Origin of the sequence: Pseudomonas sp. zfem001 (assembly GCF_032621725.1) — a bacterium.
GTDB classification, from domain to species: Bacteria; Pseudomonadota; Gammaproteobacteria; order Pseudomonadales; family Pseudomonadaceae; genus Aquipseudomonas; species Aquipseudomonas sediminis.
This window is the reverse complement of record NZ_JAVYJI010000001.1, coordinates 1110687-1127075: the sequence shown is the minus strand read 5'-3', so window position 1 is coordinate 1127075 and position 16389 is coordinate 1110687. Positions and strand designations below refer to the sequence as shown.

Here is a 16389-nt window from a genome sequence, read left to right as displayed (position 1 = left end):
AAGCCATTGTTTACCTACTAAAATTATTGAAATTGATCCTCGAAAGGAGTGCGGCACATGTCAAAAGGGCATTCGCTACAAGACCCTTACCTGAATACCCTGCGTAAGGAACGCGTCCCTGTTTCCATCTATCTGGTCAACGGCATCAAACTGCAGGGCCAGATCGAGTCCTTCGACCAGTTCGTCATCCTGCTGAAGAACACTGTCAGCCAGATGGTCTACAAGCATGCTATCTCCACCGTCGTGCCAAGCCGTCCGGTACGCCTGCCAAGCGCTGGCGACTCCGAGCAGGGCGATAGCGAGCCGGGTAACGCCTGATAGGGGGCTGCATTGTTCTTCGAGCGTCATGAGGGCGGTGAGCGGGCCATCCTGGTTCATCTGGAAGGCCAAGACTCCGAGGCGAGCGAAGATCCCCAGGAGTTCCAAGAATTGGCCATGTCGGCGGGTGCTGACATGGTCGCTTTCTTTAGCGTGCCCAGCAGTCGCCTGACTGCCAAGTTTCTTATCGGCAGCGGCAAGGTCGAGGAGTTGCGCGACCAGGTCAAGGCTGTTGAGGCCGATCTGGTCATCTTCAATCACACCCTGACACCGAGCCAAGAGCGCAACCTCGAGCGCGCTTTCGAGTGTCGTGTGCTCGATCGTACGGGGTTGATCCTCGATATCTTCGCGCAGCGTGCGCGCACCCACGAAGGCAAGTTGCAGGTCGAGCTGGCTCAGCTCGATCACATGAGCACGCGCCTGGTGCGTGGTTGGACTCACCTCGAGCGGCAGAAGGGCGGTATCGGTCTGCGTGGTCCGGGTGAAACCCAGCTGGAAACCGACCGCCGCTTGCTGCGCGTGCGCATTCGCCAGATCAAGCAGAAGCTCGAGAAGGTGCGCAGTCAGCGCGAGCAGGCGCGCCGTGGGCGCAGGCGTGCGGATATTCCTTCGGTTTCCCTGGTGGGTTACACCAACGCTGGTAAGTCCACGCTGTTCAATGCCCTGACCACTTCCGAGGTTTATGCGGCTGATCAGTTGTTCGCCACGCTCGACCCGACCTTGCGGCGTCTCGAACTCGACGACCTGGGGCCGATCGTGCTGGCCGATACCGTGGGTTTCATTCGTCACCTGCCGCACAAACTGGTCGAAGCCTTCCGTGCTACGTTGGAAGAGTCGAGCAACTCCGATCTGCTGCTGCACGTTATCGATGCCCATGAGCCCGAGCGTATGGCGCAGATCGAGCAGGTGCAGAACGTGCTCAAGGAGATCGGCGCACACGAATTGCCGATGCTCGAGGTATACAACAAGCTGGATTTGTTGGATGGTGTCGAGCCGCAGATCCAGCGCGATGCTGATGGCAAACCGCTACGCGTCTGGTTGTCGGCCCGCGAGGGACGTGGCCTTGAACTGTTGCGTCAAGCAGTGGCGGAGCTGCTGGGTGAAGATTTGTTCGTCGCTACGCTGCAATTGCCGCAACGCTTGGGGCGACTGCGTGCGCAGTTCTTCGCGCTGGGGGCAGTGCAGAGCGAGGAGCATGACGAGTTGGGGCATAGCTTGCTGGCGGTACGTTTGCCGCGAGTCGAGCTCAATCGCCTGGTGAGTCGCGAAGGTTTGGAGCCTCATACCTTCATCGAGCAACATACTTTGCAATAAAGCCTGGGACAGTGGCTTTGCTGTCACCATAGGGCTTTGGGTAGCATTGGCCGGCGCGCCGTGGGCGCGCCTTCGCTTTATCAGTACGGAGAACGCTATGGCTTGGAATGAGCCGGGTGGCAACTCGAACAATCAAGACCCTTGGGGCGGCCGCAAAGGCGGTGGTCGGCAGGGGCCGCCGGATCTCGACGAAGCGTTCCGCAAGCTGCAAGAAAGCCTCAACGGGCTGTTTGGCGGTGGCAAGAAACGTGGTGACGACGAATCTGGTCGCAGTGGCGGCGGCGGTGGTTTCGGCCTGCTGTTCGTCGGCCTTGGCCTGTTGGCGGTGGTATGGCTGTACAGCGCGATCTATGTGGTGGATGAGCAGGAGCAGGCTGTGGTGCTGCGTTTCGGCAAGTACCACGAGACCGTTGGTCCTGGCCTGAATATCTATTTCCCGCCAATCGACCGCAAGTTCCAGGAAAACGTCACGCGTGAGCGCGCTTACAGTAAGCAGGGCGCCATGCTGACCGAGGACGAGAACATCATCGAAGTACCGCTGACCGTGCAGTACCGGGTGAGCAACCTGCAGGACTTCGTGCTCAACGTCGACCAGCCGGAAGTCAGTCTGCAGCACGCCACCGACAGTGCCGTGCGCCATGTGGTGGGTTCCACCGAGATGGACCAGGTGCTGACCGAAGGTCGTGAGCTGATGGCCAGTGAGGTGCGTGAGCGCCTGCAGCGTTTCCTCGACAACTACCGGACCGGTATCACCATCACTCAGGTGAACATCCAGAGCGCTGCGGCGCCGCGTGAAGTTCAGGAAGCCTTCGATGACGTGATCCGTGCCCGTGAAGACGAGCAGCGTGAGAAGAACCAGGCCGAGTCGTACGCCAACGGCGTCATTCCGGAAGCGCGTGGTCAGGCCCAGCGTCTGCTGGAAGAGGCCAACGGTTACCGTGATGAAATCATCGCCCGCGCTCAAGGTGAGGCGGATCGTTTCACCAAGTTGGTCACCGAGTACCGCAAGGCGCCTGAGATCACTCGTGAGCGTCTGTACATCGACACCATGCAGGAAGTGATGAGCAACACCAGCAAGGTTCTGGTCACCGGTGACAAGGGGCAGAACAACCTGCTCTATCTGCCGCTGGACAAGATGATCGACAGCCGTGGTGGTGCTTCTTCCTCCAGCTCCGCCAACAGCAGCAATTCGACAACGCGTGATCCGGCCGTGCCGCTGAGCAGCGATCTGTCGCAGCGTAATCTGCGTACCCGGGAGGGCCGTTGATGAACAACAAGTCCCTGATCGGCCTGATCGTGGCCGTGGTTGTGGCCCTGGTGGCATGGAACAGCTTCTATATCGTGGCGCAGACCGAGCGCGCGGTATTGCTGCAGTTCGGTCGCGTGGTTCAGCCTGATGTGCAGCCTGGTCTGCATGTGAAGATTCCTTACGTCAACCAGGTACGCATCTTCGATGGTCGTCTGCTGACGCTGGATTCAACTTCCTCGCGCTTCCTGACCCTGGAGAAGAAAGCGCTGATGGTCGATGCATACGCCAAATGGCGGGTGAAGGATGCCGAGCGTTTCTATCAGGCGACGTCTGGTATGAAACAAGTGGCAGACGAGCGTCTGGCGCGTCGTCTGGAGGCATCGCTGCGTGACCAGTTCGGTAAGCGCACTCTGCACGAGTCGGTATCTGGTGAGCGTGATGCGCTGATGGCCGATGTGACCGCGACCCTCAATCGCGCTGCCGAGCGTGAGCTGGGTATCGAAGTGGTCGACGTGCGAGTCAAGGCTATCGACCTGCCACGCGAAGTGAACCGCAGCGTGTTCGAGCGTATGAGCACCGAGCGTGAGCGTGAGGCTCGCGAGCATCGCGCCAAGGGTCGCGAGCTGGCCGAAGGTATTCGCGCCGACGCCGACCGTCAGCGCCGCGTGCTGCTGGCTGAAGCCTATCGTGAAGCTGAAGAGCTGCGCGGTGACGGTGATGCTCAGGCTGCTTCCATTTACGCCCGCGCCTACGGTCAGGATCAGGAGTTCTACTCCTTCTACCGTAGTCTGCAGGCTTACCGCGAAAGCTTCGCTGACAAGCGTGATGTGCTGGTGCTGGACCCAGGCAGCGATTTCTTCCGCTACCTGGAAAAATCCAGGCCTTGATTGGCAGCCCTGGCGGCGCGATGCGTCGCCAGGGTGACCGCAAGGTAAAACGTGGTATCATGCGGCAGCCGGGAAAATCCCGGCTTTTTTGCGTCTGTGGGAATCATGTGGCAGGAACTCGGCATCGCGTTGTGTCTGGTATTGGTGCTGGAAGGCATCCTGCCCTTCCTCTATCCGCGCCATTGGCGCGGAGCGGTCATGCAGGCAGCTCGTCTGCCCGACCGTCGACTGCGCCTTATGGGGCTGGCCAGCATGCTGCTGGGTACTGCCCTTCTATATCCTTCACTGAAGGCTTGTGCCGCCCGGATCGAGAGGGGAATGGCGAAATGGCAACGGTAGACCGCTGGCTGCTGCCAGATGGCATCGAAGAAGTACTGCCGCCGGAAGCGGCACGCATCGAGGCGGCACGCCGTCAGGTGCTGGATCTGTTCCAACGTTGGGGTTACGAGTTCGTCGTCACCCCCCATATCGAGTACCTGGAATCCCTGCTGACTGGCGCCGGCCAGGATCTTGACCTGCGCACCTTCAAGGTCACCGATCCTCTGTCCGGTCGGCAGATGGGCTTTCGTGCAGACATCACCCCGCAGGTGGCGCGCATCGACGCCCACACCTTGCGCCGTGAAGGGCCGAGCCGTCTTTGCTATGCCGGCAGCGTGCTGCATGCGCAGCCGCGTGCGTTGACCACGTCGCGTAGCCCGATTCAGTTGGGCGCCGAGCTCTATGGCGACGCCAGCCCGGCCAGCGATATCGAAGTGATCAGCCTGCTGGTGGAGACCCTCGAGCTGGCTGCGGTGCCGGACGTGCACATGGATCTCGGCCATGTCGGCATCTATCGTGGTCTGGCGCATGCCGCTGGGCTGTCCGGCGAAGCTGAGCAGCAGTTGTTCGATGCGCTGCAGCGCAAGGCGATGGATGAAATCGAAAGCCTGACCGCGGCATTGCCGGCAGGGCTGGGCAGCATGCTGCGCTCGCTCGCCGAGCTATGCGGTGGCCGCGAGGTTCTGGACCTGGCTCAGGCGGTGTTGGTCGAGGCGCCGGATGCGGTGCACGCTGCGCTCGATGAGCTGGTGGCCATCGCCGATGCGCTGGAGCTGCGCTATCCGGAGCTGCCGCTGTACTTCGACCTGGGCGAGTTGCGCGGCTACAACTACCACACCGGTGTGGTGTTCGCGGCGTTCGTGCCGGGCGAGGGCGGAGCCATCGCTCAGGGTGGTCGTTACGACGATACCGGCGCGGTATTCGGTCGTGCACGCCCAGCTACTGGCTTCTCTACCGACCTCAAGACCTTGGTCACCCTGGGTGACATGCATGTGGATGAGACGGTCAGCGGTGTCTGGGCGCCGGACAATCATGATCTCTATCTGTGGCAGGCCGTTCGTCGTCTGCGTGGTGAGGGTGAGCGCGTGGTACAGGCGTTGCCCGGGCAGAGCGAGGCTGATGCGCGCGAGGCGGGTTGTGATCGTCTGCTGGCGCTGCGTGATGGACGTTGGCAGGTGGCGCCCCTGGCGTCCTGAATTTATTTTCGCCGGCCCGCGGCCGGCATCGAAGCTTGCGCGAAGAGGACAAGTTTATGGGTAAGAATGTCGTCGTCCTGGGCACCCAATGGGGTGATGAGGGCAAGGGCAAGATCGTCGACCTGCTCACCGAGCAGGCCGCTGCAGTCGTGCGTTATCAGGGTGGCCACAACGCTGGCCATACTCTGGTGATCAACGGTGAGAAGACCGTGCTGCACCTGATTCCGTCCGGCATCCTGCGTGAAGGTGTCGAGTGCCTGATCGGCAACGGCGTGGTTGTCGCGCCCGATGCCCTGATGCGCGAAATCACCAAGCTGGAAGAGAAGGGTGTACCGGTGCGTGAGCGCCTGCGTATCAGCCCGGCCTGCCCGCTGATCCTGTCTTACCACGTAGCGCTGGATCAGGCGCGCGAAAAGGCCCGTGGCGACGCCAAGATCGGTACCACCGGTCGTGGTATCGGCCCGGCATACGAAGACAAGGTCGCGCGTCGCGGCCTGCGTGTCGGTGATCTGTTCCACCGCGAGCGTTTCGCTGCCAAGCTGGGCGAACTGCTGGATTACCACAATTTCCAGCTGGTCAATTTCTACAAAGAGCCGGCCATCGACTTCCAGAAAACCTTGGATGAGTGCATGGAATACGCCGAGCTGCTCAAGCCGATGATGGCTGATGTCACTGCCGTGCTGCATGACCTGCGTCGTGGCGGCAAGGACATCATGTTCGAAGGCGCCCAGGGCTCCCTGCTGGACATTGACCACGGTACTTACCCCTACGTCACCAGCTCCAACACCACTGCTGGTGGTATTGCTACCGGTTCCGGTTTCGGCCCGCTGTACCTGGATTACATCCTCGGCATCACCAAGGCCTACACCACTCGTGTTGGTTCCGGTCCGTTCCCGACCGAACTGTTCGATGACGTCGGTGCTTTCCTGGCCAAGCGTGGTCATGAGTTCGGTGCCACCACTGGCCGCGCCCGCCGTTGCGGCTGGTTCGATGCGGTGATTCTGCGTCGCGCCATCGAGATCAACAGTATCTCCGGCCTGTGCCTGACCAAGCTGGACGTGCTCGACGGCCTGGAAACCATCCGCATCTGCACCGGTTACAAGGATGCCAATGGCCAGGTGCTGGTCGATGCGCCGACCGACGCCGACAGCTACATCGGCCTGCAGCCGGTCTACGAGGAAATGCCGGGCTGGAGCGAATCCACCCTGGGCGCCAAGACCCTGGAAGACTTGCCGGCCGCTGCGCGTGCCTACATCAAGCGTGTGGAAGAGCTGGTCGGTGCGCCGATCGACATCATCTCCACCGGCCCGGACCGCAACGAGACCATCGTGCTGTGTCATCCGTTCGCCTGATCGAGAGATTCTCGAGTCGCACAGGAGCCGCCTTCGGGCGGCTTTTTTGTGCTCGCCCGTACGGGGCCCTGGCAGGGGTGCTGGGCATGCGCTTTGCTTGTATTCAATAAATCCCGGAAGTCGCCGTTATAGCTGTTACGGTCGTTGAGGAGTGTCCCCAGTGTTCGCCATCGTTTCCATGTTGCGTAGCCGTCTGCTGCGTCCGGTGTTCGTTGCGCTTGGTCTGGCCATGTTGGTGCAGGTTGGTTTGGCTGTCTGGCTGATGCGCGCGTCGGTCGACGGCATGGTCGAGGATCTGGCGCAGCGCCTGGGCGGTGAGAGCCAGCGCCTCGGTGAAGAGCTGAACATGGCCGAGCGCGAGATGAGTCAGGGGCTTGCGGCGTTGTCGAGCAGCACCCGCACTCGCCTGGGCGAAGGGCTTTCCAACCAGTTGAAGAGCGAGCAGGCGCAACTGCGTGCGGTGCTGGAGGGTAACCTCAAGCAATCCGGTCAGGCGCTGGCACAACTGCTGGCGGGTGTTGCGCCGAAGTCCATCTGGGATCTGGACATTCCTGCGCTGACGGCGCTTACCCGAATCGCCCAGCAGGACCCGGCGGTCTTGTTCGCCATCATTTATGACGCCGAAGGCAAGCGCCTGACGCGCAATTTCAATCGCAGTAATGCACAGGTACGCGAGCTGGTCGCTGCCGGGCAGGGTGACTCGCCGCTGGAGAAGCTGGTCGAAGCTGCGTCGCGTGATCCGCGCGTGTACGTGGTTGAGGCGCAAATCAGTCCGATGGGAGCGTCGATCGGCAAGGTGCAGATGGGCCTGTCGCTGGATCTGGTGGAGAAGGAATTGACCGCGCTGGACGGCCGCTTTGCGGCTTTGGTCAGCGGTGCTGGTGAACTGGTCGATAGCAGTCTGGCTGGCGCTTCCGAGGAAGCGACCGGCGCGCTGCGTGAGCGCCTGCAGTCGGCCGAGCGCTACACCCAGGAAATGGCGCGCAACGGTGGTGAGTCGGTGCGCGTGGCGGCGGATTCACTGCGTTGGAACATCGCCCTCGGCTTGTTGATCGTAGGGGCGTTGGCAATGGTGATGGTCGCCCTGGTGTTGGGCTGGCGAGTGCTGAGTCGCCTGCGTCTACTCAGTGCGGCGCTCAATGACCTGGCGGCGGGCGAGGGGGACCTGACTCGCCGCGTGAGCATCGACAGTCAGGATGAAGTTGGCGAAATGGCCGATGCGGTCAATCGTTTCATCGCCAAGCTGCAGCCCATCGTGCGCGAGTCTGGCGAGGTGGCGTTGCGCACTGGTGAGCAGATTCGCAGCCTGACTCAGCGCGGAGTGGCGGCCGAGGCCGCTGCCGGGCGTCAGCGCGATGAGGTGGCGGGTAGCCTGCAGGCCTTGGAGCAAATGGCCGACGAAGCGCAGGCGGAAAGCCAGGCCATGCAGGATGCGCTGCAGCGTGTCGACACCATCCGCCAAGCTGCACATGAAAATGCGGCTATTGCTCAGCGTCTGTCTACGCTGATCGAGGGCTTGGTGGCGCGGGTGGCCGATGGCTCGGCGGTGATCGAGCGCCTGGCCAAGCAGAGTGAGCAGATCGAGGTGGTGCTGACGGTGATTCAGTCCATCGCCGAGCAGACCAACCTGCTCGCGCTCAACGCGGCCATCGAAGCGGCGCGGGCTGGAGAGAGTGGGCGTGGTTTTGCGGTGGTGGCCGACGAGGTGCGTGCGCTGGCGAGCAAGACTCAGCAGTCCACCGGCGATATCCAGACCCATATCGCTGCGCTACAGCGTGGTGCGCAGGAGGCGGTTGCCGCCATTGCCCAGGCGGGCGCGCAAGGCAGTGAAGGGCTGCAGGTGCTGCGAGATAGTGCGCGCCTGCAGCAGTCGGTGCAGCAGTCGGTAGACGAAGTGCATGGCGCCATCAATGCAGCCACTCAGGCGGCGGCACATCAGGCGGACGGTGCGGGAGCGGTACGCGGGCGTGTCGAGACCATTCATGCCGAAGCGCAGCGTGCGGCCGAGGCGGTGACTGCGATTGCCGGCAATGCGCGGGCGTTGGATGAGTTGGCAGCGCAGCTCAAGGCCAGCCTGGGGCAATTCAAAGTGTAGGGTGCGCCGTGCGCACCTCGTCTGGGCGGGTGCGCGTAGCGCGCCCTGCGAGGTGGTCTGCTTTTTTGTGGGCAATAAAAAACCGAGTCGTTCGACTCGGTTTTTTGAATTTTGGTGCCCAGGAGAAGACTCGAACTTCCACGACCGTTAAGTCACTGATACCTGAAACCAGCGCGTCTACCAATTCCGCCACCTGGGCACTGCAGCAATGTTCGTCGTTGCCGACACGGAGCGTTGCATCCGTTTATTTGCAAAGTGGGTTATCAAACCACTTCACGAATTTGGTGCCCAGGAGAAGACTCGAACTTCCACGACCGTTAAGTCACTGATACCTGAAACCAGCGCGTCTACCAATTCCGCCACCTGGGCACAGAAACCGATGAATCATCATCTGCTTCGTGTTACAACGTCTGCTCGACGCTGTGGGCGCGAACTATACGGGCGGGCATTTACCTTGTAAACCCCTGACCCCAAAAAAATTATTGTCACCGGAAAAGCTGCCCCGGATGCCTTTTTCGCGCTTCAATAGGCATATGGCATACACCTTTATACATAAGCACAGGTAATCCTCCTTACATGGCCGATTGGCAATCCCTCGATCCCGAGGCCGCCCGCGAGGCGGAAAAATACGACAACCCCATCCCCAGCCGTGAGCTGATCCTTTCGCACCTGGCCGAGCGCGGCGCGCCTGCCAGTCGTGAACAACTGGTCGAAGAGTTCGGTTTGCATACCGACGATCAGCTCGAAGCGCTGCGCCGCCGTCTGCGCGCCATGGAGCGTGACGGTCAACTCATCTATACCCGCCGCGGCACTTACGCCCCGGTGGACAAGCTCGACCTGATCTGCGGCCGTATCAGTGGTCACCGCGACGGCTTCGGCTTCCTCGTGCCGGATGACGGCAGCGACGACCTGTTCCTCAGCCCGGCGCAGATGCGCCTGGTGTTCGATCGCGATCGCGCGTTGGTGCGGGTCGCGGGCTTCGACCGGCGTGGCCGCCGTGAAGGCGGCATCGTCGAGGTGATCGAACGCGCTCATGAGAGCATCGTTGGCCGTTACTACGAAGAAAACGGCATCGGTTTCGTCGTCGCCGACAATCCCAAGATCCAGCAGGAAGTGCTGGTCACGCCGGGCCGTACTGCCGGTGCGCGCATCGGCCAGTTCGTCGAGATCAAGATCACGCATTGGCCTACCGCGCGCTTCCAGCCGCAGGGCGACATCGTCGAGGTGATCGGCAACTACATGGCGCCGGGCATGGAAATCGACGTGGCGCTGCGCAGCTACGACATCCCGCACGTCTGGCCCGAGGCCGTAGTCAAGGAAGCGCGCAAGCTCAAGCCTGAAGTGGAAGAGAAGGACAAGGAGAAACGCGTCGACCTGCGTCATCTGCCCTTCGTCACCATCGATGGTGAGGACGCGCGTGACTTCGACGACGCCGTTTACTGCGAGAAGAACAGCAGCCGCTGGAAGCTGTTCTCCGGTGGCTGGAAGCTCTACGTGGCCATCGCCGACGTGTCGCACTACGTCAAGGTCGGTTCGGCGCTGGACGCCGAGGCGGTCGAGCGCGGCAACTCGGTGTACTTCCCTGAGCGCGTGGTGCCGATGCTGCCAGAAGAGCTGTCCAACGGCCTGTGCTCGCTCAATCCGCACGTTGATCGCCTGGCCATGGTTTGCGAAATGACCATGTCCAAAAGTGGTCAGATGGTCGACTACAAGTTCTACGAGGCAGTGATCCACTCCCATGCGCGCCTGACCTACAACAAGGTCAGCCTGATGCTGGAAGATCCCAAGAGCAGCGAGGGCAAGTCCCTGCGCAGCGAGTACAAGGAGGTCCTGCCGCACCTCAACCAGCTCTATGCGCTGTACCAGGTGCTGGTCGCTGCTCGTCACGAGCGCGGCGCCATCGATTTCGAAACGCAGGAGACGCGCATCGTCTTCGGTACTGATCGCAAGATCGACGAAATCCGCCCGACCCAGCGTAACGACGCGCACAAGCTGATCGAAGAGTGCATGTTGGCCGCCAACGTGGCCACTGCGCGCTTCATGCAGGATCACGAGATTCCGTCGCTTTACCGCGTGCATGATGGTCCGCCGCTGGAGCGCCTGGAAAAACTCAAGGCCTTCCTCGGCGAGCTGGGGCTTTCGCTGCAGCGCGGCAAGTCCAAGGACGGCCCGTCGCCCAAGGACTACCAACGACTGCTGGAAAGCATTCGCGAGCGCCCGGACTATCACCTGATCCAGACCGTGATGCTGCGCTCGCTGAGCCAGGCGGTATACAGCGCGCAGAACGAAGGGCACTTTGGCCTCAATTACGAGGCTTATACTCACTTCACCTCGCCGATCCGTCGCTATCCGGACCTGCTGGTGCACCGCGCCATTCGCAGCGTTGTTCGTTCCAAGCGCGACACCAAGCACGTCGAGCGTGCGGGGGCGGCGATCATGCCCAAGGCACGCATCTATCCGTACGATGAGGCGACCTTGGAGAAACTCGGCGAGCAGTGCTCGATGACCGAGCGCCGTGCCGATGAGGCGACGCGTGACGTGGTCAACTGGCTCAAGTGCGAGTTCATGCAGGATCGCGTCGGTGAGACCTTCGCCGGTGTGATCACTGCCGTGACCGGTTTCGGCATCTTTGTCGAGCTGCGCGACATCTACGTCGAGGGCCTGGTGCACGTGACCGCGTTGCCGGCCGACTACTACCACTTCGATCCGGTTCACCATCGCCTGTCCGGCGAGCGTAGCGGCCGCAGCTTCCGCCTTGGCGACAGTGTCGAGGTGAAGGTAATGCGCGTCGATCTGGACGAGCGCAAGATCGACTTCGAGCTGAGTCAGGACAAGGCCGGTAAGGGTGATGATGCTCGTCGCGGTGGCAAGCCGAATGGCATGGGCAATACCGACGTGCAGAAAAGCCGGGACGTGAAGAAAGCGTTGTTGGCTGGCGCCAAGGCTGGCAAGGGCGCGAGTGGCAAGGGTGCTGCCGGCAAGTCGGCGAGCAAGCCGGCCGGTGGTTCGCGCAAAGGCTCCGGACGAGGCGACAGTGCCCCGCCGCCTGCCGGTAAGCCGCGCAAGCGTAAGGCCAAGTCATGAGTGATCTGGAAAAGATCTACGGCGTACATGCCGTAGAAGCCTTGTTGCGTCATCACCCCAAGCGGGTGAAGCAGGTCTGGCTGGCCGATGGTCGCAGTGATCCTCGAGTGCAACCCTTGCTGGAGCTGGCTGCGCAGTCTCGCGTAAAAGTCGGGCAGTGCGAGCGCCGTGAGATGGATGCCTGGGTCGAGGGCGTGCATCAGGGTGTGGTTGCCGACGTCAGCCCCAGCCAGGTCTGGGGCGAGGCGATGCTCGAGGAATTGCTCGATCGCTGCGAAGGCCCGCCTTTGCTATTGGTGCTCGATGGCGTGACCGATCCGCACAACCTGGGGGCCTGCCTGCGTACGGCGGACGCCGCCGGCGCGTTGGCGGTGATCGTGCCCAAGGATAAATCGGCAACCCTCAACGCCACGGTGCGCAAGGTCGCCTGTGGCGCTGCCGAGGTGATTCCGCTGGTGGCGGTGACCAACCTGGCGCGCAGCCTGGAGAAGTTGCAGCAGCGCGGCCTGTGGGTGGTGGGTACGGCCGGCGAGGCCGAGCAGGAGGTCTATGAGCAGGACATGACCGGGCCGACGGTGCTGATCATGGGCGCCGAGGGCAAGGGCATGCGCCGCTTGACCCGAGAGCACTGCGATTATCTGGTCAAGCTGCCCATGGCCGGCAGTGTCAGCAGCCTCAACGTCTCGGTTGCCACTGGGGTCTGCCTGTTCGAAGCGGTGCGCCAGCGTCAGGCCAAGCGCAAGGGCTGACTGCTCAAATAATCGCCAATTCGTCTTGCGTGCGGCAGGGGGCTTCTCTAGAATGGCGCCCCTTGCCGTGACGGCAGGCCTTTTCGCGCCTACCGCCCGGCAAGCTCATCACGAGAAAACCCACTCCTTGCCTGACCACCTTAGTTGGCAGGCTACAACCCGTAAGGAGCATTTATGCGTCATTACGAAATCATCTTTCTGGTTCACCCGGACCAGAGCGAGCAAGTCGGCGGCATGGTCGAGCGTTACACCAAGCTGATCGAAGAAGACGGTGGCAAGATTCACCGCCTGGAAGATTGGGGTCGTCGTCAGCTGGCTTACGCCATCAACAACGTCCACAAAGCCCACTACGTGATGCTCAACGTAGAGTGCACCGGCAAGGCCCTGGCCGAGCTGGAAGACAACTTCCGCTACAACGACGCCGTGATCCGTAACCTGGTCATCCGTCGCGACGAGGCCGTCACTGGCCAGTCCGAGATGCTGAAGGCCGAAGAAAACCGCAGTGAGCGCCGCGAGCGTCGTGAACGTCCTGAAAACGCCGAGTCCAACGACGGCGATGACAGCGACAGCAACGACAGCGACAACGCTGACGAGTAATCCACGGATCTATTGAGGAGCCAATCACATGGCACGTTTCTTCCGTCGTCGTAAATTCTGCCGCTTCACCGCTGAAGACGTGAAAGAGATCGATTTCAAAGATCTCAACACCCTGAAAGCCTACATCTCGGAAACCGGCAAAATCGTTCCTAGCCGTATCACCGGTACCAAGGCTCGTTATCAGCGTCAGCTGGCCACCGCTATCAAGCGCGCCCGCTTCCTGGCCCTGCTGCCCTACACCGACAGCCACGGCCGCTGAGACCGGACAGTCGACAAGAGTTAAGGAATAGATCGCATGCGCGCCCTGGCTGAATACATCATGCGCGGCCGTATGCAGGCCACCCTCGTGGTGGTGGGATCGGCAGCGATGCCGCTGTTGTTCTGGTTGAGTGCAGCCGCTGGCAGCCTGGTGCTGCTGCGGCGTGGAGCCAGTGATGCCATCGGCATCTTGGCCTGGGCCCTGCTACCGGCGATTGCCTGGTGGTATTTCGGCGAACCGCGCACCTTGCTGGTGCTGGTCGGCGCGCTGGGGTTGGCGTTGTTGTTGCGCGCCAACTGGACCTGGAACCGCATACTGCTGAGCAGTGTGGCACTGGGCCTGGTGTATGGATTTGTCCTTGGGGCAGTGTTCCGCGAACCCATCGCGGCCATGGCCGGTGAGCTGCAGAAGCTACTGCCGACCATGTTCGATGGGGCTCACCAGCAATTGTCGGTGAGTGAACGCGAGCGTCTCGAGGCTTTGATCGCACCGGTGCTGACCGGATTGCTGGCGGCCTTGCTGCAGATTCTGAGCTTGCTGAGCCTGATCCTTGGGCGTTACTGGCAGGCCGTGTTGTACAACCCTGGCGGTTTTGGTCGCGAGTTCCGCGCCCTGAGACTGCCGCTGCCGCAGGCGCTGTTGCTGCTGGCGGGCATGATCCTAGGTCCCAATCTGGGGCCGCAGTTGGCCATGCTCACGCCGCTGTGCAGTGTGCCACTGCTGTTCGCCGGGATCGCCCTGGTGCATGGCTTGGTAGAAAAGGGTGGGCTCGCTCGCTTCTGGCTGGTGGGCATGTACATCACGCTCCTGCTGTTCATGCAGCTGATCTATCCGTTACTGGTGGTCTTGGCCATCGTCGACAGTCTGTTTGATTTTCGCGGTCGCCTGGCGCGCAAGAATGGCCCGGGCTCTGCGAACGGTGAAGGTTAAAAGTTAAGAGGTAAGACCCAAATGGAAGTCATCCTGCTGGAAAAAATCGCCAATCTGGGCAACCTGGGCGACAAAGTGAACGTTAAAGCCGGTTACGGCCGTAACTTCCTGCTGCCGCAAGGCAAAGCCACTGCTGCCACCGAAGCCAACGTTGCTGCTTTCGAAGCACGTCGCGCCGAGCTGGAAAAAGCTGCTGCCGAGAAGAAAGCTTCCGCTGAATCTCGCGCTGCTCAGCTGGCTGAGCTGGAAGTGACCATCACCGCCACCGCTGGCGATGAAGGCAAGCTGTTCGGTTCCATCGGCACCCACGACATCGCTGACGCCCTGACCGCCTCCGGCGTGGAAGTGGCCAAAGCTGAAGTTCGTCTGCCGAACGGCACCATTCGCCAGGTTGGCGAATACGACGTAGCTGTGCACCTGCACACCGACGTCGAAGCCACCGTCAAGGTGGTCGTGGTCGCTGCTTAATCAAGTAGCCGCCAAGCGGGCTTGCGCTGTAGCGTAGGTCTGCTGACAATCGGGCACGGTATCGCTCTGCGATCCGTGCCCTTTGTTTTTCTATCGCAGCATTTTCTTCCCGAGCCTATGAACGACATCAGCATTCCCGAGCAATACGACCTGCAGACTGCCGCCCTGAAAGTGCCTCCGCACTCCATCGAGGCGGAACAGTCGGTGCTCGGCGGCCTGATGCTCGACAACAACGCCTGGGAGCGTGTGCTCGATGGTGTGTCGGATGTCGATTTCTATCGCCATGACCACCGGTTGATCTTCCGCGCCATCTTCAAACTGGCCGAGCGTAACGAGCCTTTCGACGTGGTGACCCTGTCCGAGCAGTTGGACAAGGAAGGGCAGCTGTCGCAAGTCGGTGGCCTGGCTTATCTCGCCGAACTGGCGAAGAACACGCCGTCGGTGGCCAACATCAAGGCCTACGCGCAGATCATTCGTGAGCGCGCCACCTTGCGCAAACTGATCAGCATCAGCAACGACATTGCCGACAGTGCCTACGCCCCAGAGGGGCGCACGGGCGAGGAGATTCTCGACGAAGCGGAGCGTCTGATCTTCCAGATTGCCGAAGACCGCCCCAAGACCGGCGGCCCGGTGGGGATCAACGACATTCTGGTCAAGGCCATCGACCGCATCGACACGCTGTTCAACAACGGCGATGCGATCACCGGTCTGTCGACCGGTTTCGACGATCTGGACAACCTCACCAGCGGCCTGCAGCCGGCCGATATGATCATCGTCGCCGGCCGTCCGTCGATGGGTAAGACCACCTTCGCCATGAACCTGGTGGAAAACGCGCTGATGCGCAGCGACAAGGCGATTCTCGTCTACTCGCTGGAGATGCCGTCGGAGTCCATCGTCATTCGTATGCTCGCCTCGTTGGGGCGCATCGACCAGACCAAGGTGCGTGCCGGTCAGCTAGACGACGATGACTGGCCGCGCCTGACCAGTGCGGTCAACCTGCTTAACGATCGCAAGCTGTTCATTGACGATACCGCCGGTATTTCCCCGAGCGAGATGCGTGCGCGCACGCGGCGTCTGGCGCGCGAGCACGGTGAGATCGGCCTGATCATGGTCGACTACCTGCAGCTGATGCAGATTCCTGGCTCCAGCGGCGATAGTCGGGTCAACGAGATTTCCGAGATCTCGCGTTCGCTCAAGGGCCTGGCCAAGGAATTCAACTGCCCGGTCATTGCCCTGTCGCAGCTCAACCGTGGTCTGGAACAGCGCCCTAACAAGCGCCCGATCAACTCCGACTTGCGTGAGTCCGGTGCAATCGAGCAGGACGCCGACATCATCCTGTTCGTCTACCGCGATGAGGTGTATCACCCCGAGACCGAGTACAAGGGCGTGGCCGAGATTATCATCGGCAAGCAGCGTAACGGCCCGCTGGGCACCGCGCGCCTGGCCTTCCTCGGCAAGTATTCGCGCTTCGAGAACCTGGCGCCGGGTAGCTACCAGTTCGACGACGAATGAGATTCTCAGCCCGGGCGTCGTAGGGGCGAGTTCTGTAGCCCGGATGAAATCCAGGGCTCTC

The 16389-nt window shown here is 61.4% G+C and carries 14 protein-coding genes, 2 tRNA genes and 2 pseudogenes; 16 read left to right on the top strand and 2 right to left on the bottom strand.

All coding sequences use genetic code 11. The features are described 5' to 3' along the window. Positions 1–57: 57 nt before the first annotated feature. The 9 genes and pseudogenes from hfq to RTH74_RS24145 all read left to right on the top strand — a co-directional run bounded on the left by hfq (position 58) and on the right by RTH74_RS24145 (position 8729). Positions 58–318 carry an RNA chaperone Hfq gene (hfq, locus tag RTH74_RS05340; protein ID WP_024306757.1) on the top strand — a complete coding sequence of 87 codons (261 nt, stop codon included), beginning with the start codon at positions 58–60 and terminating at the stop codon, positions 316–318. 12 nt (positions 319–330) lie between these two features. Next, positions 331–1632 carry a ribosome rescue GTPase HflX gene (gene hflX, locus RTH74_RS05335; RefSeq protein ID WP_316913987.1) on the top strand — a complete coding sequence of 434 codons (1302 nt, stop codon included), beginning with the start codon at positions 331–333 and terminating at the stop codon, positions 1630–1632. Positions 1633–1729: 97 nt separating this feature from the next. Beyond that, positions 1730–2899: an FtsH protease activity modulator HflK gene (gene hflK / locus RTH74_RS05330; RefSeq protein WP_099522710.1), complete on the top strand. Its 1170-nt coding sequence runs from the start codon at positions 1730–1732 to the stop codon at positions 2897–2899. Beyond that, positions 2899–3768: a protease modulator HflC gene (gene hflC / locus RTH74_RS05325; protein WP_106732515.1), complete on the top strand. Its 870-nt coding sequence runs from the start codon at positions 2899–2901 to the stop codon at positions 3766–3768. Before hflK ends, hflC begins: the two co-directional genes overlap by 1 nt. Positions 3769–3873: 105 nt before the next feature. Beyond that, a pseudogene (locus RTH74_RS05320) lies at positions 3874–4047 on the top strand (DUF2065 domain-containing protein); the annotation flags it as partial. Positions 4048–4094: 47 nt separating this feature from the next. Next, on the top strand, positions 4095–5282 hold the full coding sequence (locus RTH74_RS05315; RefSeq protein WP_316913986.1) for an ATP phosphoribosyltransferase regulatory subunit: 1188 nt from the start codon (positions 4095–4097) through the stop codon (positions 5280–5282). Positions 5283–5338: 56 nt separating this feature from the next. Beyond that, positions 5339–6634 carry an adenylosuccinate synthase gene (locus RTH74_RS05310; RefSeq protein WP_316913985.1) on the top strand — a complete coding sequence of 432 codons (1296 nt, stop codon included), beginning with the start codon at positions 5339–5341 and terminating at the stop codon, positions 6632–6634. A 178-nt stretch (positions 6635–6812) separates the two neighbouring features. Next, a pseudogene (locus tag RTH74_RS24150) lies at positions 6813–7871 on the top strand (HAMP domain-containing protein); the annotation flags it as partial. After that, complete coding sequence (locus RTH74_RS24145) at positions 7845–8729, top strand: methyl-accepting chemotaxis protein (protein ID WP_420713137.1); 885 nt, start codon at positions 7845–7847, stop codon at positions 8727–8729. The pseudogene RTH74_RS24150 and the gene RTH74_RS24145, both read left to right, overlap by 27 nt. 112 nt (positions 8730–8841) lie before the next feature. Here the strand turns inward: RTH74_RS24145 and RTH74_RS05300 are convergent. Continuing rightward, positions 8842–8928, bottom strand: a tRNA-Leu gene (locus tag RTH74_RS05300). An 83-nt stretch (positions 8929–9011) separates the two neighbouring features. Further along, positions 9012–9098, bottom strand: a tRNA-Leu gene (locus RTH74_RS05295). A 207-nt stretch (positions 9099–9305) separates the two neighbouring features. On the opposite strand from RTH74_RS05295, the gene rnr reads away from it, so the two are divergent. The 7 genes from rnr to dnaB all read left to right on the top strand — a co-directional run bounded on the left by rnr (position 9306) and on the right by dnaB (position 16328). Next, complete coding sequence (gene rnr / locus RTH74_RS05290; protein WP_316913983.1) at positions 9306–11813, top strand: ribonuclease R; 2508 nt, start codon at positions 9306–9308, stop codon at positions 11811–11813. Beyond that, a complete protein-coding gene (gene rlmB, locus RTH74_RS05285) occupies positions 11810–12562 on the top strand; it encodes a 23S rRNA (guanosine(2251)-2'-O)-methyltransferase RlmB (protein ID WP_316913982.1) in 753 nt (250 codons plus the stop codon). Before rnr ends, rlmB begins: the two co-directional genes overlap by 4 nt. 174 nt (positions 12563–12736) lie before the next feature. Further along, entirely contained in the window at positions 12737–13159 is a 423-nt protein-coding gene (rpsF, locus tag RTH74_RS05280) for a 30S ribosomal protein S6 (RefSeq protein WP_003246846.1), read from the top strand. A 28-nt stretch (positions 13160–13187) separates the two neighbouring features. Further along, positions 13188–13418, top strand: coding sequence for a 30S ribosomal protein S18 (rpsR, locus tag RTH74_RS05275; RefSeq protein ID WP_003246847.1), 231 nt, complete (start codon positions 13188–13190; stop codon positions 13416–13418). 36 nt (positions 13419–13454) lie between these two features. Then, positions 13455–14348 carry a hypothetical protein gene (locus tag RTH74_RS05270; protein WP_125878968.1) on the top strand — a complete coding sequence of 298 codons (894 nt, stop codon included), beginning with the start codon at positions 13455–13457 and terminating at the stop codon, positions 14346–14348. Positions 14349–14369: 21 nt separating this feature from the next. After that, positions 14370–14816 (top strand): 50S ribosomal protein L9, encoded by a 447-nt coding sequence (gene rplI, locus RTH74_RS05265; protein ID WP_017678673.1) that lies wholly within the window; start codon positions 14370–14372, stop codon positions 14814–14816. Between the two features lie 117 nt (positions 14817–14933). Next, on the top strand, positions 14934–16328 hold the full coding sequence (gene dnaB, locus RTH74_RS05260; protein ID WP_316913981.1) for a replicative DNA helicase: 1395 nt from the start codon (positions 14934–14936) through the stop codon (positions 16326–16328). The last annotated feature ends 61 nt before the right edge of the window (positions 16329–16389 follow it).